Raw genomic sequence first — 21,324 nt, forward strand, 5'->3', positions numbered from 1 at the left:
AAATTTAAATTTTTACCACCATAATGGCGGCTTTATAAAACGAAGAATAATTTACATTTGATAATTTTTTAAATACTCAATAACTTTTTAATCCCATTACTTGATAAAGAATAATGTGACCACTTTCCATCCTTTCGAACGTTAACAACTTTTGCATCTGTTAATATCTTCATATGATGCGATAAAGTAGATTGACTTACATCAAGAATTTCTAAAAGTTTACATGCACAATGTTCTCCTGTTTTTAAAATATCTAGAATTTTTAAACGATTAGGATCACAAAATACTTTAAAAACTTTTGCTTCCTGTTCAAAATCTTTAGTCATATAATCACTTCACATCTATATTCTTCGATATAACATTAGCATATATATCGATATATGCCAATGTGTTTGGATAATCATTAATTAACGACAAAATATAACTTTTAATGTATAATAAATTTATATATGAGATAAAAGAAAGAAGGATAAAAATGAAAATTTTAGCTTTTACAGGAGCAGGAATTTCCAAACAATCTAATATTCCTACATTTATGGAAAGACCAGATGTAAGAGAAAAATTGTTTAGGAGTTATGCAAATAGTCATCATGAAGAATATAATGAAGTAATTAGACAACTAAAAGCCAATATGAATGGGGCTAAACCAAATGATGCTCATATTGCTTTGGCTGAATATAAGATACCTGTTGTTACGATGAATATTGATGGATTACATAAATTAGCTGGTAGTGATGCTTTAGAAATGCATGGCGGTTTGCCAGAAGATGATGAGATGGATAAAGCTTATTCATTATATAATAAACCAGTACTATATGGTGATCCAGCGCCAAATTATCAGAAAGCTTATGAGATGGTTTATGATTTAGAGCCAGATGATGTTTTTTTAGTTATTGGTTGTTCGTTTCATACAGCTATTGCGGTTGATTTAAGAGAAATTGCAAGAAGCAGGGGAGCTAGAATTATTGAGATTCAAGAAGATGCTGCTCATAATGTAAGAAAGGTATTAGAAAAACTTATAAAATAGGGTTGTTTTGATAGAGATATATTTATAGTAATTTAAATTATTTAAATGATAATGTTTGACAGTTGTTTTAATAGTTGATATTATTAATACATAGATAAAATAAATACAGTGAATTGAAATAGTAAGCTATGCATTTAGGCAAAGAGAGTATCGGTTTGGTGTGACGATATCCAAATAATTAGCTGAATACATCAAGGAGTAGAATGCTGAAAGTAGTAGGCATCTCCGGGTACACCCGTTATAGTGTTAGAGTATGAACCATGATAATATGGCGTACTTGATGAGGCTAATAGGGTGATCTATTAGTGAATAAAGGTGGTACCACGAAGTTATCTCGTCCTTTGATAGGACGAGTTTTTTGTTTATAGGAGGAAAATGAAATGATCATTGTTTTAAAACCAAATGTAAGTGATGAAAGTATTAAAAAGATTGAAGATATTATAATTTCAAAAGGGGTACAACCTCATGTTTCTAAAGGAGAAATTCAAACGATTATCGGAATGGTTGGAGATACAACTAGAATTGACCCTAAGATAATTGAAGTAGAGCCAGAAGTAGAAAAAGTAATGAAGGTATCTGAGCCATATAAACTAGCCAACCGTGCATTTCATCCCGATGATACAATCGTTGATGTAGCCGGTGTTAAAGTCGGTGGTGATAATCTTGCCTTGATTGCTGGACCTTGTTCAGTTGAAAGTGAAGAACAGGTAATTGAAATTGCTAAGGCTGCTAAAAAAGCTGGAGCAAATATTTTAAGAGGTGGAGCTTTCAAACCAAGAACTTCGCCATATGCATTCCAGGGAATGGGTTCTTCAGGATTAGATATTTTAGTTGCAGCTAAAAAAGCAACAGGACTACCAATCTGTTCAGAGTTGATGGATGCCCAATATCTTGATGAATTTAATGAAAAAGTAGATTTAATACAAATTGGTGCAAGAAACATGCAAAACTTTGACTTATTAAAAAAAGTAGGAGCAGGGACAAAAAAACCAATCTTATTAAAAAGAGGATTAAGTGCAACATTTGAAGAATGGATCATGTCAGCAGAATACATCATGGCAAATGGAAATCCAAATGTAATCTTATGTGAAAGAGGAATCAGAACATTTGAAACATATACAAGAAACACATTAGATTTACAAGCGATCCCAGTAATCAAGAAATTGACACATTTACCAATAATAATCGATCCAAGTCATGCAGGAGGGAAATGGTGGTTAGTAGAACCAATGGCAAAAGCATCAATAGCAGCGGGATGTGATGGATTAATGATAGAAGTGCATAATAATCCAGAAAAAGCATTGTGTGATGGACCACAGTCATTAAGACCAGAAAAATATGAAGAATTGTTAAAACAAATTAATAAAATTGCAGATGTTGTTGGAAAGAAAGTATAGAAGATGTAAATTTTAGTAAAAATAAGGATTATTTTGAATATTAGATTATATTTTTCTTGCAATTATAAAAAAAAATATATATAATATGAACGTACTTTAGAGTTAAAGGGGGGAATAGTTCGATGGCAAAAACTGTAGTAAGAGAAAATGAATCTTTAGATGATGCTTTACGTCGTTTTAAAAGACAAGTATCTAGAACAGGAACCCTTGCAGAAGCTCGTAAAAGAGAGTTTTATGTTAAACCAGGTTTAAAGAGAAAATTAAAATCTGAAGCAGCAAGAAAAAATAATAAAGGTAAGAGATAAGAATTAGGGCTTTTAAAGCCCTTTTTTGTTTATATAAATATTTAATTGAAAGACATTTTGTTGAAAATATTTCATATAATTAGTTAGGTGATTTAATGATATATATGGAAAATAAGTGTTTATCGGTTAAGTTTTATGAATGTTTGATGTTGTTGGAAAATAACATTATTGAAATTAAGATGAAAGATAATATTCTTAGAATAACTGGCAATAATTTAGAAATAAAATATTATAGTGATCTTGAAGTAATTATTTATGGAAAAATTGATTGTATAAGGTTTCTATGAAATTTGGATATGATTTGTATGAAGTAGTCAGTAATGATATTCTGAGTTTATTAAAAATATTTAAAGATGAGCATATAACTGTTTTTCAATTAAATAAAGTCGATGATTATACATATCGATTTTATCTTCCTATTTATCAAAGATTACTTGTAAAAAAATATCATTTAAAGATTATTAAGAGTGTTGGTATTTTATATTATTTATTATTATTATTTTATCGTAAGTTAAGTATTATTGGGGTAATTAGTTTTGTTTTAACAGTTTTGTTGTGTAATCAATATATTTTTAAGGTAGAGATAATTGGTAATAATCCAAGTACAACTAGGTTAGTAAACGAAGTTTTAAATGAAAATGGTGTTGGAGTTGGAAGTAGGAAAAATTCATATACACAATTAAATGAGATTTACGATGATATAAAAAAACATTTTAGAGGGAAAATAGATTATTTAAATATTTATCAAGAAGGTAGTACGTTATTTGTTAAATATACTAATAGTGTTGGAGCATCACGAGTAAAGAAAAATTTTGAAAATATTTATGCTAGTAAAGATGGGATAATTGAAAGTATTGATGTAAGTAGTGGTAATGTTATGGTAAAGGTAAATGATTATGTAAAAAAAGGTGATTTGTTAGTTTCTAATACGGTTACTTCTACTAGTGGTGTGGATAAAATCATTGAAACTCAGGGGATTATTAAGGCATATACGTATATTGATTATGAAGCTAGTATTGATAAAAATAAATTTGATGATGGTGAGGCATTTAGTTATTTATTATATTCGATAAGATGTAAACTTGGGATAATCGATAAAATAGATAGAGAAAATGTTTTGGATTATGGTATAATTGGAAATAAGAGAGTATTGAAAATGCAATATGTTTTAATTGAAGATATTGCTTCTAAAAAGGAGAATTAGATGACAGAACAAGTTAAATTAGAAGAATATAGCGTAGCACAGCTAAATAATATATGTGGAAATCATGATGAGAATTTTAAAACGATTGAAGATGCCTTGAAAGTAGAAATATCACTTAGAGGTGATGAACTAAGTTTAACTGGTAAAGATAGTGAAAATTTTGAAGAAGCAAAGAAAGTAATTTTTGCTTTGTTGAAATTGGTTTCTAAGGGGATAAACATTTCACGTCGAGATGTTATATATGCTTTGAAACTTGTAAAAGAAGATAAATTAAATAGAATTGATGAATTATATAATGTAAAAATTACGAAAACAGCAAGTGGTAAAATGATTTATCCTAAAACCTTAGGACAAAAAGAATATTATTATGCTTTGAAAAATAATGATGTGGTTTTTGGAATTGGACCTGCAGGAACAGGTAAGACATATTTAGCGGTTGTATTTGCAGTTGATGCTTTGAAAAATAATCTTGTTAAAAAGATTGTTTTAACAAGACCAGCTGTAGAAGCAGGAGAAAATTTAGGTTTTTTACCTGGCGACTTAAAGGAAAAAGTAGATCCGTATTTAAGACCGTTATATGATGCATTACATGATATGCTTGGAGTAGAACAAACAGAAAGGTTGATTGAAAAGGGAGTGATTGAAATTGCTCCGCTTGCCTATATGCGAGGGCGTACTTTGGAAGATGCATATGTTATTTTAGATGAAGCTCAAAATACTACTGATAATCAAATGAAAATGTTTTTGACAAGATTAGGATTTAATTCAAAAATGATTATTACTGGTGATGTTACGCAAATTGATTTGCCTCGAGGTGTTGAATCTGGATTAGTTAGGGCTATGGATATATTAAATAATGTTAAAGGAATATCATTTATTTATTTAACTGCAATGGATGTGGTACGGCACCCAGTTGTCCAAAGAATTATTGAAAGGTATGAGGGGAAACATGAATAGAATATTGATTATTGAAGATGATATATCAATTAATAAGATATTAAGTCATGAATTGAAAAATAAAGACTATCAAGTTGATAGTCTTTATGATGGTAAAGAAGCTTGTCAAAAAATTCTTTCAAATGAGTATGATTTAGTACTTGTTGATTGGATGTTGCCATATAAAGATGGAATTGGAATAATAAGAGAATGTCGAGATAATGGATATATTAAGCCGATAATTTTACTTACTGCTAGAAGTGATCAAGATGACATAATTGAAGGTCTTGAATCTGGTGCTGATGATTATTTAACTAAACCATTTCAGGCAAATATTTTAATTGCGCGAATTGAGGCTCATTTGCGACGTTATCATAAGCATTTTAAAGGGATTTTAAAATATTTGGATATTAAGATGGATTTGACTAAGCATGAAGTTTATGTTGGAGAAAATAAAATTAATCTTACAAAAGTTGAATATGATTTATTACAAATGTTTTTGAATAATAAAGAAGAGGTTTTATCTAGACAAGAATTACTAATGAATATTTGGAATTTTAATTATGATGGTGATACAAGATTAGTAGATATACATGTTTTTAAATTAAAATCTAAATTGAAAGAGAGTCAAGCTTGTTTTAAATCTGTTAGAGGAGTTGGATATAAACTGGTGAAAAGATATGAATAAGAATTATCAAAAAATAATTTTTTGTTTTATTGTTGTATCTATTTTATTTATTTGGAATAGTAGTTATGCTTTTGTTTATTTATGTGGATTTACTTTAATAATGATATATCTTGTTTATGACATAAATAAACAGAATTTGCAACAAATTGATTTTTATCGACAAAAAAAAGAAAATGAAATTCGTGAAGTGGAAGGAGAAAAGGATTTTAATCATAAAATTCTTAATTCTTTAATTAAAACAATGAATTTACCAATGATATTTATAAATTGTAAAGGAACTATAATTTTTACTAATCAAAGTTTTCGTGATGCTTTTAATATAAAACATTTACGTGGTAAATATTATAAAGATATTTTTGTTGGACAATTATTAAATGTTGTTGATCAAAGTTATGTATTTGAAAGAAAGTTTTCAACAGTTACAGAAATAAATGAACGTTATTATCAAATTGAATCTACTCCAGTATTTAGAAATGAATCTTTTTTTGATGGGAGTATTATTTTATTTACAGATGTTTCTCAAGTAAAAGAAATTGAAAAAATGCAAAAACAATTTTTTTCTGATATTTCTCATGAATTAAAAACACCAATGAGTGCAATTATTGGAAGTGTAGAAATTCTTCAAAAAGAAGGAATTCAAAATAAAGAAACTTTTGATGAATTTATGGGTATACTTTTAAAGGAAAGTTATCGTATGCAAAATATCATTGAAGATATTTTAGAACTTTCAAGATTAGAACAACCAAGAGTTACTTTATCACCGAAATTAATTGATGTTGATTCTATTGTAAAAGATACTGTAGAATTATTTGAGCCACTTGCAAAAGATAAGCATTTATCGATGTTTTATCAAACAAAAGTGTCAAAAGAATTAATGCTTGATTATGCAACTGTTAAAACAATTTTAAATAATTTAGTTTCTAATGCAATTAAATATTCAAACTCTGGAGTTATTTCAATTAAGGCATTTAATGATAAAGATAAGCTAACTCTAGTTGTTCAAGATGAAGGAATTGGGATTTCTAAAGATGATATACCATTGATTTATGATCGTTTTTTTCAAGTTGATCGTTCAAGAAGTAAAAAATTAGGAACTGGTTTAGGACTCAGTATTGTAAAAAGAATGGTTGAGTTGAATAATGGCAATATTAGTGTTGAAAGTGATCAAGGGATAGGTTCTGTTTTTACTGTAGTTTTACCTATTTTATGTGAGTAATAATATTATTTGACAGATAAACCACTTTTTCACACAATATAAAAATAATTTGAACAAATTATTTATTTATGATAATTGTGTAAAGTAAAAAGGGGTGTTAAATATGGATGAAAAAAAATCATTAAATGAAAATGAATCAATAAATGATATTACAAATGAAAAATCAGTTAATAAGCAACCGACAGATGTTCAAGAAATTATTAATGAAACAGAATCGGTTGATACTCAAGAAGCTATAGAAGAAACTGAACTGACATCTAGTTCAACAACAGAAGAAAGTCAAGAAATTGTAAGTGAACCTGAAGTAGTAAATAATCAAGAAAAGATAGATAAAACAGAACCGACAACTAGTTCGGTAGATAATCAAGAGATAGCACGTGAGCATGAAGTTTTAAATGATCAAGAAACTATGGAAAGAGCACAATCGATTAATAATCAAATATCCATGGATAAACAAGAAACAACAAATGCCTATAGATCTATAGATAATCAGAAAATTCCAACAAATCAAAATGAAGGAGTAGGTGACCAAGAACCAATGGATAAACAAAGTGGTGATGGGTTTAATGGTACTAGAGTAGAAAAGAATAAGTATAATTTTAAGCAAATGAATAAAGCTAAGTTATTTCAAATGATAATTATAGTATTAGTAATTGTATCATTAGGTGCAAATATTTTTATGTTTGTGAAAATGAACAATAGTGGTAATGTTCTAGCAAGTAATAGTGGTCAAGTTGAAAAATTAAACTATGATGTAAATAGTTCTACATCTGATGTAATCAATGATGTTATTGATAGTGTTGTAGGGGTATTAGTTTATTCTAATGGTACAGCTAGTGGTAGCGGAAGTGGTGTTGTATATCGTGTAAATGGAAATGAAGCTTACATCATTACTAATGCCCATGTAGTTGAAGGTGCAAATAATGTACAAGTTGTTTTCTCTAATCAAGAATCTGTAACAGCGGAAGTTTTAGGTAGTGATAGTTATAGTGATATTGCTGTTTTAAAATTAACTGCAGATTTTGAATTAAAAGCAATAGATACAGGTGATTCAAGTTTATTAGATCGCGGGGAAACAGTTTTAGCAATCGGTAGTCCACTTGGAATTGAATATGCAGGAACTGTTACCCAAGGTATTGTAAGTGGTACAGATCGTACTGTATCAGTAGATTTAAATGATGATGGTCAAGATGATTGGGATATGAGTGTTATTCAAACTGATGCTGCTATTAATCCAGGAAATAGTGGTGGAGCACTAGTTAATATGGCAGGTGAATTAGTTGGAATTACATCTATGAAATTATCTGATACTTCAGTTGAAGGTATGGGATTTGCTTTACCAATTAATGATGTAGTTAAAAATGTTGAACAAATTATTAAAGATGGTAAAGTTACAAGACCACAATTGGGAATTTCTGGAATTTCATTATCAGGATACTCAAGTTTCCAATTACGTTATTATCGTATTAATACAGATTTAACAGACGGTATCTATGTTGCAAATGTAAGTGCTGGTGGTCCTGCTAGTCAAGCTGGTATCCAAGTAGGTGATGTTATTGTTGAATTTGATGGTAAAAAAGTTACAACATATAAGAGTTTCTTGACAGAACTTTATTCAAAAGAACCAGGTGATAAAGTTGAACTTGTGATTAATCGAAATGGTCAAGAAAGAAAAGTATCTGTTGTTTTAGGTGAACAATAATAAATGAGTAAAAGTTGATTTAAGTTGATTAAATCAACTTTTCTTTATATTATTTAACTTTTCATTTTTGAGTATATTTAGTACAATGAAGATGAAAGGAAGGGATTATTTATGTATTGTCATCAATGTGGTAAAGAGGTGGGGGATGTTAATTATTGTCCTAATTGTGGGGCAAAATTAAAGCTAAATGGTAATAATTGGCAATCATCTTATGGAAAAAGAGAGGAAGATGAACCTAGTAGTGGATTTTTTATTTTATCTTGCTTGATTCCAATTGTAGGTTTAATATTATATATTATTTGGTACAAAGATTATCCATTAAAAGCAAAGTCTTGTTTAAAAGGTTTAATTACAAGTATTGTCATTTATTTTGTTTTTCTTTGTTGTATATTTGCAAATCTTGGTGGAGCTGATTTTGTAGAGATGGATGATTCGATGGATTTGGCACCAATTATTATAGATACACTTAATGATGAATAGTTTTTTTCAGTTATTATGGCAAAGAATAATGAATATAGGAAAAATCCCCTTGTGTAATGGTTTAGCAAGTAGAGCACCGCATTTTTTTGGGATATGTTTTCCTCTATGCTATCGCTGTTTGTTTATTGTACTAGGATGTTTTATAACGTTGATAATTTGTTATAGAAAAAAGATAAAAATATCATTATGGATAATTTTATTGTGTGTTATCCCTATGATATTTGATGGTGGAATTCAAACTTTCTTTGGTATTATTAGTACAAATGTAAGAAGAAGTATAACTGGGGGATTGTTTGGATTTGGAATAGGAGCTTTTTTATCTAAATTGTATATGTATTTAGATGAAAAAGGGTAAAAGTTTTTTTGTAAATGATATTATTTATTGTATAATAAAATTTGTTAAAATAACAATTTTCTTTGATGAAGTATTTAATTTTGATATAGAAAAATGGAGGAAAATATGAAAATAGCATTAATAGCTCATGATAAAAAGAAAGCAGAAATGATTGATTTTGTAAAAGATAATGAAGCTTTATTTTCTAAACAAGAATTATATGGAACAGGAACTACTGGTAAATTAATAATGGAAAACACAAATTTAAAAGTGACTCGTTTTTTATCAGGACCATATGGTGGAGATCAACAAATTGGAAATTTAGTGGCATTAGGACAAATGGATATAGTTATATTTTTTAGAGATCCTCTTACAGCACAACCGCATGAACCAGACATAAATGCATTAATGAGATTGTGTGATGTTCATTATGTACCATTAGCTTCAAACAAAGCTACAGCAATAATGTTATTAAAATCTATAAAATAATTCTGCAATGTTGTTAAGTTAGTATAATAAAAATTAACTAGAAGTAAGATGTAACACATCAAATACTTCTAGTTTTTGATTGTGTATTACTCATAAGTAATTGTTCCTTTTTCTATAAATAATAGCTCATGAAATTATTAATATTTGTAAAAAAATAAGAAAAAAGAAAAGCACATTTTCATGTGCTCTTCAAGAACTATCAAATTTTTAACTTAATGACATTGATAAATTTTATCTATTTGTCTTAAGTTAAACTATACTATTCTACTTCGATAGCTTCAACTGGACAACTTTCAGCAGCTTCTTTAGCAGCATCAACATTGTCTTCGCTTACTACTGTTGCTAATCCGTCATCACCTAATTCGAAAACATCAGGTGCAACAGCTGTACAAGCACCGCATCCAATGCATGAATCGTTTACTGTAATTTTAGCCATTATAAATTCCTCCTTTTGTACTCTTTAATATTATATCTTAAATAAGTATATTTTCAATATTTTATAAAGGAAATAGTAAAAAAGTATGCTATAATAGCTTTTGAAAGGGTGGTTTGAGTGGTTAGTTCACGAATTGATAAATATCGAGATTTAAGAAGTGGCTTGAAAGATGAAGTAGGTATTAGTCGTGATAATATAAGTAATATAGTTGATGATTATGATAGTGATGATACTGATGATTTTTTAGCATCAGTGAATCGATTTTTTAATAAATCGAATGATGATAATGATAAAAATCAAATTGAAGATACATTAACCGAAGCTAAAACATTTGAACAAATGCGTAATGAAAATAATGAAGAGTTAAATCGTGCTTTACGTAATGCTAAAGTTAGTGTGGGAAAAGAAGCACAATATAACACAAGAATGGATATTTTAAATAAAATTAGGGAACCAGAAAAACAAACTATACGAGTTAATAATTTTGATAATGTTGAAACTTCTCAGTTTTCGAAAGGATATTTTATTAATCCAGATGTTAAGGTACAATCAGAAGAATTAGAACAGCCTAAGGATAATAAAGTCAAAGAAAAAATGACTTTAATGGAACGATTGGCTAGCATGTCTCCAGCTGAGGATGCTAAAAAAGCAAAGATTATTTTAGATGATAGTAATGAAGAAACTGAAGATGAGGAAGATTTAGAGGAAAGTTCTTTTAATCCTATTGAGCAAACAAATTCTTTGGAAGATATGTTGCGTTATGTTAAAGAAAAAGATCAACGTGAAGTTGAAAAGGCTTTAAAGAAAAAAGAAGCAGAGGAAAAAGTGATTAAAGACGAAACTATTGTTAAAAATGATAGTGAAAAAGAAATTGAAAGTCGTGTTGAAATTGTTGAGGAAAAGAAGAGTAATCGAATTGTTAATATTTTAAATTGTATAATTGTTTTTTTAGTTGTGATATTTATTGTTTTGTGTGGTATGATAGGATATCAGTTATTCTTTTAAACTAAGGTTTGCCTTAGTTTTTTTCAAGAAAGGAGCAGTTATTATATGAAGAAGATTTCAATTGCAATTGATGGCCCTAGTGCCTCAGGAAAAAGTAGTGTTGCAAAGATTATTGCTAAAAAGTTAAATTATGTGTATATTGATACAGGGGCGATGTATCGATGTGTTGGATATTATTGTCTGAAAAATAATATTGATCTTAAAGATGAACAAGCTGTTATTAATATTTTAGGTGATATTAAAATTACCATGGATAGCAGTAATAATGTTTATTTAAATGATATTAATGTTAGTAATCAAATTAGACAAGATAAAGTATCAATGTCGGCTAGTGAAGTATCAAAGTATCAAGAAGTTAGAAATTTTTTGGTTAAACAACAACGTGATATGGCAAAAATTGGTGGAGTTATTCTGGATGGAAGAGATATTGGAACAGTTGTACTTCCTGATGCAGAGCTTAAAATTTATCAATGTGCTAGTGTTGAAACTAGAGCTAAACGACGTTATTTGGAAAATCAACAACGTGGGTTAAAGTGTGATTATGAAATTTTAAAAAAAGAAATTGAAGAGCGTGATTATCAAGATATGAATCGAAAAATCTCTCCATTAAAAAAAGCAGATGATGCTATTTTATTAGATACATCTGATTTAAAGGTTGAAGAGGTAGTTGATGAGATATTAAAATTAGTTGAACAAAAAATAAAGGAGGGATAATATGGCAGGTGTAGTTGCGATAGTAGGTAGAGCGAATGTTGGTAAGTCAACGATTTTTAATCGAATTGTTGGTGAAAGAATTTCAATTGTTGAAGATATAGCAGGAGTAACTCGTGATCGTATTTATGCAACAGCTTCGTGGTTAACAAAGGAATTTAGATTAATCGATACGGGTGGTATTGAGCTTAAGGATGCTTCTTTTACAACTCAAATTAAAATGCAGGCAGAAATTGCTATTGAAGAAGCTGATTTAATTATTTTTGTAGTTAATGGCCGAGAAGGTGTTACACAAGAAGATGAATATGTAGCTAGGTTATTACAAAAAAATAAAAAACCTATTTTATTAGCTGTTAATAAAATTGATGATGGTGCTTTTATCAATGATATATATGATTTTTATAGTTTAGGAATTGGTGATCCAATTCCAGTTTCTGGAAGTCATGGTATCGGTATTGGTGATTTATTAGATGAAGTTATTAAAAAATTAGATTTTACGGAAGAGGAATTTGCTGAAGATGAAATTCGTTTTTCTATTATTGGTAGACCTAATGTTGGAAAGTCATCACTTACTAATTCAATTTTAGGAGAAGAACGAGTAATTGTATCTAATATAGAGGGAACAACACGTGATGCAATTGATACTGTTTTTGAAAAGGATGGACAAAAATATCGTGTAATAGATACAGCAGGAATGCGGAAAAAAGGGAAGATTTATGAAAATGTTGAAAAATATTCAGTTTTAAGAGCGTTATCTTCAATTGAAAAAAGTGATGTAATTGTTGTTGTAATTGATGGTGAACGTGGTGTAATTGAACAAGATAAACATGTTGCTGGTTATGCTCATGAAGCTGGTAAAGGTGTAATTTTAGTTGTTAATAAATGGGATCTTGTTGAAAAAGATGAAAAAACAATGCAAAAGAAAGAAAAAGAATTGAGAAGTCAATTTAAATATTTGGATTATGCACGAATTATTTTCTTATCAGCTAAAACGCATCAACGAGTTCATCAATTATTCCCATTGATTCAAGAGTCATTTGAAAATTCACATAAACGCGTACAAACTAGTGTATTAAATGATGTTTTAGTTGATGCTCAAGCAGTTAATCCGACTACAACTTTTAATGGTGGTAGATTGAAGATTTTTTATGCTAATCAAGTAAGTGTTTGTCCACCGACTTTTATATTATTTGTAAATGATCCACAATATTTGCATTTTAGTTATAAGCGTTATTTAGAAAATCGTTTGCGAGATTCATTCGGATTTGAAGGAACTCCTATTCATATTATTTGCCGAAAAAGAGATTAGTAGTGCGTTTTTTGTAGATATTTGATATAATACATAAAAGGATGTGTGAAAATGAGTAAAATTGGTGTCTTGGGAACAGGAAGTTGGGCAACTGCTTTATCTAGGGTTTTGATTGATAATCAAAATGAAGTAATAATGTATGGAATTGATCAAAATCAAATTGATGATATTAATAATAATCATCAAAATAAAACATTTTTTAAAGATGTATTATTGGAAAAAGAAATTAAAGCTACAAATAATCTAGAAGAAGCGTTAAAAGATATTGATTATTTGTTAATTACGATTCCAACACAATTTGTAAAGGAGACGTTAATAAAGGTAAAACCATTTATTAAAAAGAAAATAACAGTTATAAATGCTGCAAAAGGTTTTGATTTAGGAACTAATATGCGTATGTCTGATACTATTCGTAGTGTTTTAGATGAGCGTTTAATTAATTCGGTTGTGTCTTTGATAGGACCTAGCCATGCAGAAGAAGTAGTGATTAGAATGCTTACAACTGTATGTGCAGTGTCTTTAGACGAAAAAATGGCAGAAGATGTTCAAATGTTATTTTCTAATGACTATTTTAGAGTATATCGTTTAACTGATGAAGTAGGGGCTGAGTATGGAGTTGCAATAAAGAATGTAATTGCAGTAGCGGCTGGTGTGTTAAGTGGAATTGGGTATGGAGATAATACAAAGGCGGCATTAATAACTCGGGGTTTAGCAGAAATGGTCCGTTACGGAATGAAAAAAGGTGGTAAATTAGAAACCTATATGGGATTGACTGGTGTAGGTGATTTGATTGTTACATGTTCTTCGGTTCATTCAAGAAATTTTCAAGCTGGAGTCGAAATTGGAAAGACAAATGATGCTAGAGAATTTATGAAAAATAACAAAAAGACATGTGAAGGTATTAGAACTTGTAAAGTAATATATGAAGATGCAAAAAAATATGATGATATTGAGTTACCAATTATTAATGCAATTTATAATGTTTTGTATAATAATCATGAACCGAAACGAGAAATTCAGCAGTTAATGAAACGAGAATTAAAGATTGAATGGTAACGTTATTTGACTTTTTTCATATTATATATTGGTGATAATATGAAAGATGAAAATATTTTTTTGGATAAGGTTGTAAAAAAAACAAATGTTAATAAAAATGAGATTTTGAAATTAGCTAATGATTTACAATCTAAAAATTTGAATGATGAAAATGATATTAGGGATTTTATTATGTCAGTGGCTAAAGTTACTAATAAAACAATTAGTCCTAGTAAGGTAGATAAGTTAGTTATGATGATTAAATCTAATAAAATTCCAAATGATATTAATAAAATGATGTAAGTGATGACGTAAAATAAACGATAAAAACAAGTATTTTTTAGGTTGACTTATGGTATTATTTTATATATAATTGTCATTGCGGTTATAGAAGGGTGATTATTTTGAAATACAATTTACAATGGATTGTTAAGCATCATGGAAAATTTGAATTTGAAGAAGGATTAACATTTCCTTCGGAATTATTTGACCAATATGCGCAAATTAATGACTTAAAGGACATTATTGTCTCAGGAACCGGGAATCTTGATTTAAAAGATAAACGTTTGTATGTTGATCTTAATATCAAGGGAACAATGATTCTTCCATGTGCAATGACATTAGAGAATGTTGATTATCCGTTTGAGATTAATTCAACTGAAGTGTTTGCTTTTGATAAGCCTTCTGCTCTTGAAGATGTTCATGAAGTAAAAAAAGATATTGTTGACCTTACTCCGGTGGTATTTGAAAATATTATGCTTGAAGTACCTATGAGAGTAGTTAAAGACGATGCTAGGATTAAATCAGAGGGTAAAGGTTGGAAAATATTAGATAGCAGTGCTAGTGATAAAAACGAGGAATACATTGATCCTAGATTAGCTAAGCTAAAAGATTATTTTAAAGATTAAATAGGAGGTTATACTGATGGCAGTACCATTTAGAAGAGTTTCAAAAACAAGAAGAGATAAGAGAAGAACTCATGATAAACTTAAAGTACCAGCTGTAGTTGTATGTCCAGAATGTGGAGAATACAAAATGTCTCATAAAGTATGTAAACATTGCGGTACTTACAAAGGACAAAAAGTTTTATAAGAAATTGCGCTTAATGCGCTTTTTTTATATAAAAATGGAGTTAATTAACATTTATTTGTTGATTAGCTCTTTTTTTATTTAAAGAAATGCTATACAAAATAGATTATTAAGTATATAATGGTGGTACGAAGTGTTAATTAATGTTAATGAGTGTTAAAAAGTGGGTGACAAAAATGTTTATGGGTGAATTTAAACATAATATTGATGCTAAAGGGCGTCTTATTATTCCATCAAAATTGAGAGAACAATGTGGTTCGAGTGTGATTGTCACACGTGGATTTGATGGGTGTTTAGCTTTGTATACCCAAGAAGGATGGGATGACTATTATCAAAAGTTACAAATGTTACCTAAAACTAAAAAAGATGCTCGTAATTTTGTAAGAATTATCACTTCAAGAGCTAGTGAATGTGAATTTGATAAATTAGGTAGAATTAATATTCCTAGTGTTTTAAGAGTAGAGGGAAAATTAGAAAAGGAATGTATTATCGTAGGTGTTGGTGATCATGTAGAGATTTGGAATGAATCTTTATGGCAAGACTACTATGATATGAATAAAGATAATTTTGATGAGATTTCTGAATCGTTAGATGGTTTTGATTTATAGGAGAAGATAATGTTTGATCATGTAACAGTATTATTAAATGAAGCAATAGAAGGGTTAAATATAAATGAAGATGGTATTTATGTTGATTGTACTTTAGGTGGTGGAGGTCACAGTTGTGAGATTTTAAAACGCCTTACAACTGGACATTTATATTGTTTTGATCAGGACTATACTGCAATTGAAGCGGCCAAAAAAAGACTTAGTGAAATTAGCGATAATTATACTATTATTTACTCTAATTTTGTAAATATTAAAGAAAAATTAGAGGAGCTAAATGTACATAAAGTCGATGGTATATTGTTCGATTTAGGGGTATCTTCACCACAATTTGATACAGGAAGTCGCGGTTTTAGCTATAACTATGATGCAAGATTAGATATGCGAATGGATATTAATAATCCATTAGATGCCTATTATATTGTTAATAATTGGTCATATGAACAGTTAGTTGAAATTTTATTTAAATATGCTGATGAAAAATTTGCTAAAAGAATAGCTCGGAAAATTGAACAAGCTAGAAGTAATAAACCAATTGAAACAACTTTTGAGCTTGTGGAGATTATTAAAGAAGCTATACCAGCTGCGGCTCGTAGAAAAGGTGGACATCCAGCAAAAAGAACTTTTCAAGCACTTAGAATAGCTGTTAATGATGAATTGAATGTATTTGATCGTGCCTTAAAAGATGCATTAGATTTATTGAATAGTAAGGGGAGAATTTCTGTAATTACATTTCATAGTTTGGAGGATAAAATTTGTAAATATACTTTTAATGATGTTACTAAGTTAAAAGATGTTCCTCCTGGATTGCCTGTAATTCCAGAACATTTATTACCAAAATATAAATTAATAAATAAAAAGGCGATTGTTGCTTCAGATGAAGAGTTAGAAATGAATCATCGAGCCCATTCGGCAAAATTAAGAATTATTGAGAGGGTGTAAAATAGTATGAAACATAGAGCTAAGAAGACAAAATTTGAATCTTTTTCACAAAGATTTTTAATTATTTCAATGGTTATTTTCGCATTTGGGATTACATATGTAAGATCGTTAGAATCATCTTACAATAAAGTTCTTCAAAAAACAGAAAGTGAAATTAAAGAAATTCAAGATGAAATTGATTATTTAGAATTAAAAAAACAAGGAATGGCATCATTTTCACGTCTTAGTAATGTAGCTAGCGAAAAAGGGTATATATATAATAATGAATCTGTAGCTTCCTCTACTGCAGAAAATCCTCAACAATAATGAATCAGTTTAAGGGTGCAAAGATAGCTTATGTTGTCTTTGCATTAGTTATTTTTTCTTTAGTTGTAAATATTGTATATCTAGGGATCACAGGAAAACATTTGATTAGTGGCTCAGATATAAAAACTTATGCAAAAAATAGAGGAAAAAGTGAAAGTATTGAATATGCAACTAGAGGATCAATCTATACTAGTGATAACGAGGTTATTGCAAAAAGTGTTAGAAACTTTAAATTAAGTGCAGTCGTTTCTAAAAAAAGAGAAGGTAAAAATGCATATGTAAAAGATATTAAAAAAACTGCTCAAGAAGTTGCTCCAATTATTGGTATGGATCCAAATGAAATGGAACAGAAAATGCAAGAAGCAGTTGATGCAGGTAAATATCAAATTGAATTTGGAACATATGGTAATAATTTAACAATGGGTCAAAAAACAGAAATTGAAAAAAAAGATTTACCTGGTTTAGTTTTTGAAGAAGTTAATACTCGCAATTATCCTTTAGGTGATTTTAGTAGTTATATTGTTGGATATGCTAAAAATACAATTGATGAAGATGGTGTAAAAAAATTAGTTGGTGAAATGGGAATTGAGCGTAATTATGATGAAGTTCTTGCAGGTAAGAATGGTTATCGAGTTTATGAAAAAACAGCAGATGGTTATGTTAGAACTAATGGTATTTTAAAGAAAAAAGATGCTGTTAATGGAAAAGATATATATTTTACATTAAATAGTTCTTTGCAACGAGATTTAGATTATTTATTAGCTAAAGAAGCGGGTGAAGCTGGAGTAAGTAATGCTTCGTGTGTTGTAATGGAAGCAAAAACGGGAAAAATTTTAGCTTTATCTACTTATCCATCATTTGATCCTAATAAAAGAGATATTAAAGGATATAATAATTTCTTTTTTGATTCAGCATATGAATGTGGCTCAGTATTTAAATCATTTGTTTATGCAAGTTCAATTGAAAGTGGATTGTATAATGGAAGTGCACTTTATCAATCTGGTAAATATGATTATGGTGCTAGTAGACCAATTAGAGATCATAATAATGGTGTTGGTTGGGGTGCTATTAGCTATGATGAAGGATTTTATCGTTCAAGTAATGTGGCGATTTGTAACTTATTAGAAAGTGGATATACAAATAAAGAAGATGTATTGCAAACATATGAAGATCTTGGTTTTTTTAAATCAGATGAAGTAGATGGTTTTACAACAGCTAAAGGTACAGCGGTTTATGAAAATGATAAAAGTAGAGCGGCATATTTGACTACTGGATTTGGTCAAGGGTCAACTGTAACAATGTATCAATTAATTAGAGCATATAGTGCTTTTGCAAATGATGGTAAGATGGTAGAACCATATATTGTTGATCGTATTGTTGATAATGAAAATAATGAAGTTGCCTATAGTGCTAAAACTGAATATTCAAAACAAATATTTTCTTCTTCAACAGTATCGAAAATTAGAGATTTATTAAAAGGCGTTGTTAGTGATGAAACTGGTACTGCAAAAAAATTTGCTCTTGAAAATGGTGTACAGATTATTGGTAAAACAGGAACTGGACAAATGGTAGATGAAAATGGTACTTATTCAAGTAATAATTATACTAAATCATTTGCAGGTATGGCTCCTTATGATGACCCACAAATTATTACTTTAGTTGTTTTCCAAGGTGAAGATAATAGTACAACTGATCATCAAGCTAATATTATCAAGAATATTGTGCCCTCAGCATTATCAGTTGTTTCTTCATATAATAGTAATGATGATGTAACTGAAATAAAAAATTATAAGTTAGATTCTTTTGCCAATCAAAGTGTTAATTTCGTTAAATCAAAATTACAAGCTAAAAATATTGATGTACAAGTTATTGGTAATGGCTTAACTGTTGTTGAACAATTCCCGAAAGCAAAGTCTAAAGTAACAAAAAGTGATCGTGTTTTTATAAAAACCGAATCTAATGATATTACTTTACCTGATTTTAGTGGGTGGTCAAGTAAAGATGTTTCAATTTTTGGCTCCTTGGCGGGAATAACGATAAATACTGAAGGAAGTGGTGGTTTTGTCATTGGACAAAATATATTACCAGGAACACTAGTACATAGTGGGGATTCATTAACTATTACATTAGGGTGAGGTCTATTGACCCCACTTTTTTCATATGCTTTTATTGGTGGTAAGATGATATATGAAATAACAAAAAGAAAAGTAAAGTGGATTAAAATTGTTATTGTATTACTTGTAGTTGCTATAATTACGAAAATATGTTATATCCAAATAATTGATCGTGTTAATATATATAATAAAGCAACGGATTTATGGCAACGTAGTTTTCCAGTAGAAGCTAATCGCGGAGTTATTATAGATAATCAAGGTGATGTTTTAGCTACTAATTTAACTACTTCATCATTAGTAGTTGTTCCTAGCCAAATTAAAGACCTTGAGACAACATCAAATAAATTAGCTGAAATTTTAGATGTTGATGTAAATGTAATGAAAGAAAAATTAAGCAAAAAAGTATCTATTCAACGAATTCAACCAGAAGGAAGGCAGTTAGAAGATGAAGTTGCAAGTAAGATTTCTAGCTTAAAATTACCTGGGGTATATTTAATAAAGGACACTAAAAGATATTATCCTAAAGGTAGTTATTTAGGACAAACATTAGGGTTTGTAGGAATTGATAATCAAGGATTATTGGGTTTAGAGTTAAAATATGATAATTATTTAAGTGGTAGTAATGGTAGTATTGATTATTTTATGGATGCTAAGAGTAATCCATTAACTTTATATCCTAGTGTATACAGTGCGCCAACTTCTGGATTAGATTTACAGCTAACAATTGATGGTGAAATTCAAGATATTGTAGAACGTGAATTAAATAATGCTTATGATACGTATAATCCAGATGGAATATGGGCATTAGCTATGGATCCTAATACGGGTAAAATTCTTGCTATGAGTAGTAAGCCGGATTTTAATCCTAATGATTATAAAAGCGCTGATAAAGATGTGTATAATCATAACATCCCAATTTGGAAAACTTATGAACCTGGATCTACATTTAAAATAATTACTTTTTCATCAGCTTTAAATGAAAATTTATTTGATATGGATAAAGATACTTATTTTGATAAAGGATATGAAATTGTTAATGGTTCAAGAATTAAATCATGGAAAAAAGGTGGGCATGGACTTCAAACATTTAGAGAAGTATTACAAAATTCTTCAAATCCAGGTTTTGTGGAAATTGGTCGTCGTCTTGGTAAAGATAAGTTATATGAATATGTTAAGAAATTTGGTTTAACTGAAAAAACTGAAATTGATTTGCCAGGTGAATCAAAAGGAATTATGTTTGATTATGATTCGTTTAATGAATTAGAACAAGCGACAGTTTCTTTTGGACAAGGAATTTCAGTTACACCAATTCAATTAGTTAGAGCGATTTGTGCCTGCGTTAATGGGGGAAAATTATATCAACCTTATATTGGTGATAAAATTATTAATAGTACAACAAAAGATGTAATTTATGAAAAAAAACCAGAGCTTTTAAGAAGAGTTATAAGTGAAGAAACATCTAAAAAAGTTCGTGATGCATTAGAAACAGTTGTAACTGATGGTGGGGGTAAAAATGCATATATTGATGGTTATCGAATTGGTGGAAAAACAGGAACTGCTCAAAAGGCAGTAAATGGAAGCTATGTAGATGGAGGTTATATTTTATCGTTTGTAGGTGTGGCACCGATAAATGATCCTAAAATTGTATTATATGTGGCAATGGATAATCCTAAAAATTGTGTTCAATATGGTGGTACAACTGTAGCGCCAATTGCAAGGAAAATGCTTATGGATATTTTACCAAGTATGGGAATTGAAAAAGTAACATCAATGCGTAGAAAAACATATGGACCTACAGATGTTAAATCAGTTAAAGTAGAGAATTATATAGGTAAAAGTAAAAAAGAAATTAGTAATCCAGAGTTGAAATTTAAATATGTTGGTGATGGTGATGAAGTGATTGATCAACTTCCAAGAGTTGGTGAGTATGTTGAAGCAGGTTCTACAATTGTAATAATGTTAGGATAGTTGCTTGTTGTTTGACATTTTTAATG

At 29.2% G+C, this 21,324-nt stretch carries 26 protein-coding genes and 1 other annotated feature; of the genes, 24 read left to right on the plus strand and 2 right to left on the minus strand.

What is annotated here, in order from left to right:
* Positions 1 to 68: 68 nt before the first annotated feature.
* Positions 69 to 326, minus strand: a complete 258-nt coding sequence (locus NQ543_RS02365) for an ArsR/SmtB family transcription factor (RefSeq protein ID WP_004609128.1) — start codon at positions 324 to 326, stop codon at positions 69 to 71.
* A 149-nt stretch (positions 327 to 475) separates the two neighbouring features.
* On the opposite strand from NQ543_RS02365, the gene NQ543_RS02370 reads away from it, so the two are divergent.
* From NQ543_RS02370 to NQ543_RS02425, 12 genes are all read left to right on the plus strand, one after another.
* The gene (locus NQ543_RS02370) at positions 476 to 1,027 is read left to right on the plus strand and encodes a Sir2 family NAD-dependent protein deacetylase (RefSeq protein WP_039903675.1); all 552 of its coding nucleotides are present in this window, start codon (positions 476 to 478) and stop codon (positions 1,025 to 1,027) included.
* Positions 1,028 to 1,126: 99 nt separating this feature from the next.
* Positions 1,127 to 1,372, plus strand: a binding site (T-box leader).
* Positions 1,373 to 1,407: 35 nt separating this feature from the next.
* The gene (gene aroF, locus NQ543_RS02375) at positions 1,408 to 2,424 is read left to right on the plus strand and encodes a 3-deoxy-7-phosphoheptulonate synthase (protein WP_004609130.1); all 1,017 of its coding nucleotides are present in this window, start codon (positions 1,408 to 1,410) and stop codon (positions 2,422 to 2,424) included.
* 122 nt (positions 2,425 to 2,546) lie between these two features.
* Positions 2,547 to 2,729, plus strand: a complete 183-nt coding sequence (gene rpsU, locus NQ543_RS02380) for a 30S ribosomal protein S21 (protein WP_003534573.1) — start codon at positions 2,547 to 2,549, stop codon at positions 2,727 to 2,729.
* Between the two features lie 104 nt (positions 2,730 to 2,833).
* Positions 2,834 to 3,016, plus strand: a complete 183-nt coding sequence (locus tag NQ543_RS02385; protein WP_224758266.1) for a YabP/YqfC family sporulation protein — start codon at positions 2,834 to 2,836, stop codon at positions 3,014 to 3,016.
* Positions 3,013 to 3,933, plus strand: a complete 921-nt coding sequence (locus tag NQ543_RS02390; RefSeq protein ID WP_004609132.1) for a sporulation protein YqfD — start codon at positions 3,013 to 3,015, stop codon at positions 3,931 to 3,933. Before NQ543_RS02385 ends, NQ543_RS02390 begins: the two co-directional genes overlap by 4 nt.
* Positions 3,934 to 4,890: a PhoH family protein gene (locus NQ543_RS02395; protein WP_004609133.1), complete on the plus strand. Its 957-nt coding sequence runs from the start codon at positions 3,934 to 3,936 to the stop codon at positions 4,888 to 4,890.
* Complete coding sequence (locus NQ543_RS02400; protein WP_004609134.1) at positions 4,883 to 5,557, plus strand: response regulator transcription factor; 675 nt, start codon at positions 4,883 to 4,885, stop codon at positions 5,555 to 5,557. Before NQ543_RS02395 ends, NQ543_RS02400 begins: the two co-directional genes overlap by 8 nt.
* A complete protein-coding gene (locus tag NQ543_RS02405) occupies positions 5,550 to 6,773 on the plus strand; it encodes a sensor histidine kinase (RefSeq protein ID WP_004609135.1) in 1,224 nt (407 codons plus the stop codon). Before NQ543_RS02400 ends, NQ543_RS02405 begins: the two co-directional genes overlap by 8 nt.
* 103 nt (positions 6,774 to 6,876) lie before the next feature.
* Positions 6,877 to 8,475, plus strand: coding sequence for a S1C family serine protease (locus NQ543_RS02410; RefSeq protein ID WP_004609136.1), 1,599 nt, complete (start codon positions 6,877 to 6,879; stop codon positions 8,473 to 8,475).
* 111 nt (positions 8,476 to 8,586) lie between these two features.
* Complete coding sequence (locus NQ543_RS02415) at positions 8,587 to 8,955, plus strand: zinc ribbon domain-containing protein (RefSeq protein WP_004609137.1); 369 nt, start codon at positions 8,587 to 8,589, stop codon at positions 8,953 to 8,955.
* A 28-nt stretch (positions 8,956 to 8,983) separates the two neighbouring features.
* Positions 8,984 to 9,310, plus strand: coding sequence for a DUF2085 domain-containing protein (locus tag NQ543_RS02420; protein ID WP_230197280.1), 327 nt, complete (start codon positions 8,984 to 8,986; stop codon positions 9,308 to 9,310).
* Positions 9,311 to 9,415: 105 nt separating this feature from the next.
* On the plus strand, positions 9,416 to 9,778 hold the full coding sequence (locus NQ543_RS02425) for a methylglyoxal synthase (protein ID WP_039903680.1): 363 nt from the start codon (positions 9,416 to 9,418) through the stop codon (positions 9,776 to 9,778).
* Between the two features lie 259 nt (positions 9,779 to 10,037).
* On the opposite strand, the gene NQ543_RS02430 is transcribed toward NQ543_RS02425, so the two are convergent.
* Complete coding sequence (locus NQ543_RS02430; RefSeq protein ID WP_004609141.1) at positions 10,038 to 10,214, minus strand: ferredoxin; 177 nt, start codon at positions 10,212 to 10,214, stop codon at positions 10,038 to 10,040.
* 117 nt (positions 10,215 to 10,331) lie between these two features.
* Between NQ543_RS02430 and NQ543_RS02435 the strand changes: the two genes are divergently transcribed.
* From NQ543_RS02435 to NQ543_RS02490, 12 genes are all read left to right on the plus strand, one after another.
* Positions 10,332 to 11,219 carry a hypothetical protein gene (locus tag NQ543_RS02435; RefSeq protein ID WP_004609142.1) on the plus strand — a complete coding sequence of 296 codons (888 nt, stop codon included), beginning with the start codon at positions 10,332 to 10,334 and terminating at the stop codon, positions 11,217 to 11,219.
* Positions 11,220 to 11,264: 45 nt separating this feature from the next.
* Entirely contained in the window at positions 11,265 to 11,933 is a 669-nt protein-coding gene (gene cmk / locus NQ543_RS02440) for a (d)CMP kinase (RefSeq protein WP_004609143.1), read from the plus strand.
* 1 nt (position 11,934) lies between these two features.
* Entirely contained in the window at positions 11,935 to 13,239 is a 1,305-nt protein-coding gene (der, locus tag NQ543_RS02445; RefSeq protein WP_004609144.1) for a ribosome biogenesis GTPase Der, read from the plus strand.
* A 51-nt stretch (positions 13,240 to 13,290) separates the two neighbouring features.
* Positions 13,291 to 14,295 (plus strand): NAD(P)H-dependent glycerol-3-phosphate dehydrogenase, encoded by a 1,005-nt coding sequence (locus NQ543_RS02450; protein ID WP_004609145.1) that lies wholly within the window; start codon positions 13,291 to 13,293, stop codon positions 14,293 to 14,295.
* A 39-nt stretch (positions 14,296 to 14,334) separates the two neighbouring features.
* On the plus strand, positions 14,335 to 14,577 hold the full coding sequence (locus NQ543_RS02455) for a stage VI sporulation protein F (RefSeq protein WP_004609146.1): 243 nt from the start codon (positions 14,335 to 14,337) through the stop codon (positions 14,575 to 14,577).
* 92 nt (positions 14,578 to 14,669) lie between these two features.
* A complete protein-coding gene (locus NQ543_RS02460; protein WP_004609147.1) occupies positions 14,670 to 15,182 on the plus strand; it encodes a YceD family protein in 513 nt (170 codons plus the stop codon).
* 16 nt (positions 15,183 to 15,198) lie between these two features.
* The gene (gene rpmF / locus NQ543_RS02465; protein ID WP_004609148.1) at positions 15,199 to 15,366 is read left to right on the plus strand and encodes a 50S ribosomal protein L32; all 168 of its coding nucleotides are present in this window, start codon (positions 15,199 to 15,201) and stop codon (positions 15,364 to 15,366) included.
* A 173-nt stretch (positions 15,367 to 15,539) separates the two neighbouring features.
* Complete coding sequence (mraZ, locus tag NQ543_RS02470; RefSeq protein ID WP_039903724.1) at positions 15,540 to 15,971, plus strand: division/cell wall cluster transcriptional repressor MraZ; 432 nt, start codon at positions 15,540 to 15,542, stop codon at positions 15,969 to 15,971.
* A gap of 9 nt (positions 15,972 to 15,980) precedes the next feature.
* Complete coding sequence (gene rsmH / locus NQ543_RS02475; protein ID WP_004609150.1) at positions 15,981 to 16,910, plus strand: 16S rRNA (cytosine(1402)-N(4))-methyltransferase RsmH; 930 nt, start codon at positions 15,981 to 15,983, stop codon at positions 16,908 to 16,910.
* 6 nt (positions 16,911 to 16,916) lie between these two features.
* On the plus strand, positions 16,917 to 17,216 hold the full coding sequence (locus tag NQ543_RS02480; protein ID WP_004609151.1) for a hypothetical protein: 300 nt from the start codon (positions 16,917 to 16,919) through the stop codon (positions 17,214 to 17,216).
* Positions 17,216 to 19,351, plus strand: coding sequence for a penicillin-binding protein (locus NQ543_RS02485; RefSeq protein ID WP_004609152.1), 2,136 nt, complete (start codon positions 17,216 to 17,218; stop codon positions 19,349 to 19,351). The genes NQ543_RS02480 and NQ543_RS02485 overlap by 1 nt, the downstream gene beginning before the upstream one ends.
* Before the next feature lie 45 nt (positions 19,352 to 19,396).
* Positions 19,397 to 21,298, plus strand: a complete 1,902-nt coding sequence (locus tag NQ543_RS02490; protein WP_004609153.1) for a penicillin-binding transpeptidase domain-containing protein — start codon at positions 19,397 to 19,399, stop codon at positions 21,296 to 21,298.
* Positions 21,299 to 21,324 lie beyond the last annotated feature (26 nt).

This window comes from Thomasclavelia spiroformis DSM 1552 (genome assembly GCF_025149465.1).
GTDB classification, from domain to species: domain Bacteria; phylum Bacillota_I; class Bacilli_A; order Erysipelotrichales; family Coprobacillaceae; genus Thomasclavelia; species Thomasclavelia spiroformis.

Bases quoted from the DNA above. Each gene is read 5' to 3' on its own strand.
- NQ543_RS02400 (WP_004609134.1), top strand. From the start codon at position 4,883: ATGAATAGAATATTGATTATTGAAGATGATATATCAATTAATAAGATA.
- NQ543_RS02480 (WP_004609151.1), top strand. From the start codon at position 16,917: ATGAAACATAGAGCTAAGAAGACAAAATTTGAATCTTTTTCACAAAGA.
- NQ543_RS02395 (WP_004609133.1), top strand. From the start codon at position 3,934: ATGACAGAACAAGTTAAATTAGAAGAATATAGCGTAGCACAGCTAAAT.
- NQ543_RS02390 (WP_004609132.1), top strand. From the start codon at position 3,013: ATGAAATTTGGATATGATTTGTATGAAGTAGTCAGTAATGATATTCTG.
- NQ543_RS02450 (WP_004609145.1), top strand. From the start codon at position 13,291: ATGAGTAAAATTGGTGTCTTGGGAACAGGAAGTTGGGCAACTGCTTTA.
- der (WP_004609144.1), top strand. From the start codon at position 11,935: ATGGCAGGTGTAGTTGCGATAGTAGGTAGAGCGAATGTTGGTAAGTCA.
- NQ543_RS02425 (WP_039903680.1), top strand. From the start codon at position 9,416: ATGAAAATAGCATTAATAGCTCATGATAAAAAGAAAGCAGAAATGATT.
- rsmH (WP_004609150.1), top strand. From the start codon at position 15,981: ATGTTTGATCATGTAACAGTATTATTAAATGAAGCAATAGAAGGGTTA.
- NQ543_RS02430 (WP_004609141.1), bottom strand. From the start codon at position 10,214: ATGGCTAAAATTACAGTAAACGATTCATGCATTGGATGCGGTGCTTGT.
- NQ543_RS02455 (WP_004609146.1), top strand. From the start codon at position 14,335: ATGAAAGATGAAAATATTTTTTTGGATAAGGTTGTAAAAAAAACAAAT.
- NQ543_RS02490 (WP_004609153.1), top strand. From the start codon at position 19,397: ATGATATATGAAATAACAAAAAGAAAAGTAAAGTGGATTAAAATTGTT.
- NQ543_RS02410 (WP_004609136.1), top strand. From the start codon at position 6,877: ATGGATGAAAAAAAATCATTAAATGAAAATGAATCAATAAATGATATT.
- rpsU (WP_003534573.1), top strand. From the start codon at position 2,547: ATGGCAAAAACTGTAGTAAGAGAAAATGAATCTTTAGATGATGCTTTA.
- rpmF (WP_004609148.1), top strand. From the start codon at position 15,199: ATGGCAGTACCATTTAGAAGAGTTTCAAAAACAAGAAGAGATAAGAGA.
- NQ543_RS02485 (WP_004609152.1), top strand. From the start codon at position 17,216: ATGAATCAGTTTAAGGGTGCAAAGATAGCTTATGTTGTCTTTGCATTA.
- cmk (WP_004609143.1), top strand. From the start codon at position 11,265: ATGAAGAAGATTTCAATTGCAATTGATGGCCCTAGTGCCTCAGGAAAA.
- NQ543_RS02415 (WP_004609137.1), top strand. From the start codon at position 8,587: ATGTATTGTCATCAATGTGGTAAAGAGGTGGGGGATGTTAATTATTGT.
- NQ543_RS02385 (WP_224758266.1), top strand. From the start codon at position 2,834: ATGGAAAATAAGTGTTTATCGGTTAAGTTTTATGAATGTTTGATGTTG.
- NQ543_RS02365 (WP_004609128.1), bottom strand. From the start codon at position 326: ATGACTAAAGATTTTGAACAGGAAGCAAAAGTTTTTAAAGTATTTTGT.
- NQ543_RS02420 (WP_230197280.1), top strand. From the start codon at position 8,984: ATGAATATAGGAAAAATCCCCTTGTGTAATGGTTTAGCAAGTAGAGCA.
- NQ543_RS02370 (WP_039903675.1), top strand. From the start codon at position 476: ATGAAAATTTTAGCTTTTACAGGAGCAGGAATTTCCAAACAATCTAAT.
- NQ543_RS02405 (WP_004609135.1), top strand. From the start codon at position 5,550: ATGAATAAGAATTATCAAAAAATAATTTTTTGTTTTATTGTTGTATCT.
- mraZ (WP_039903724.1), top strand. From the start codon at position 15,540: ATGTTTATGGGTGAATTTAAACATAATATTGATGCTAAAGGGCGTCTT.
- aroF (WP_004609130.1), top strand. From the start codon at position 1,408: ATGATCATTGTTTTAAAACCAAATGTAAGTGATGAAAGTATTAAAAAG.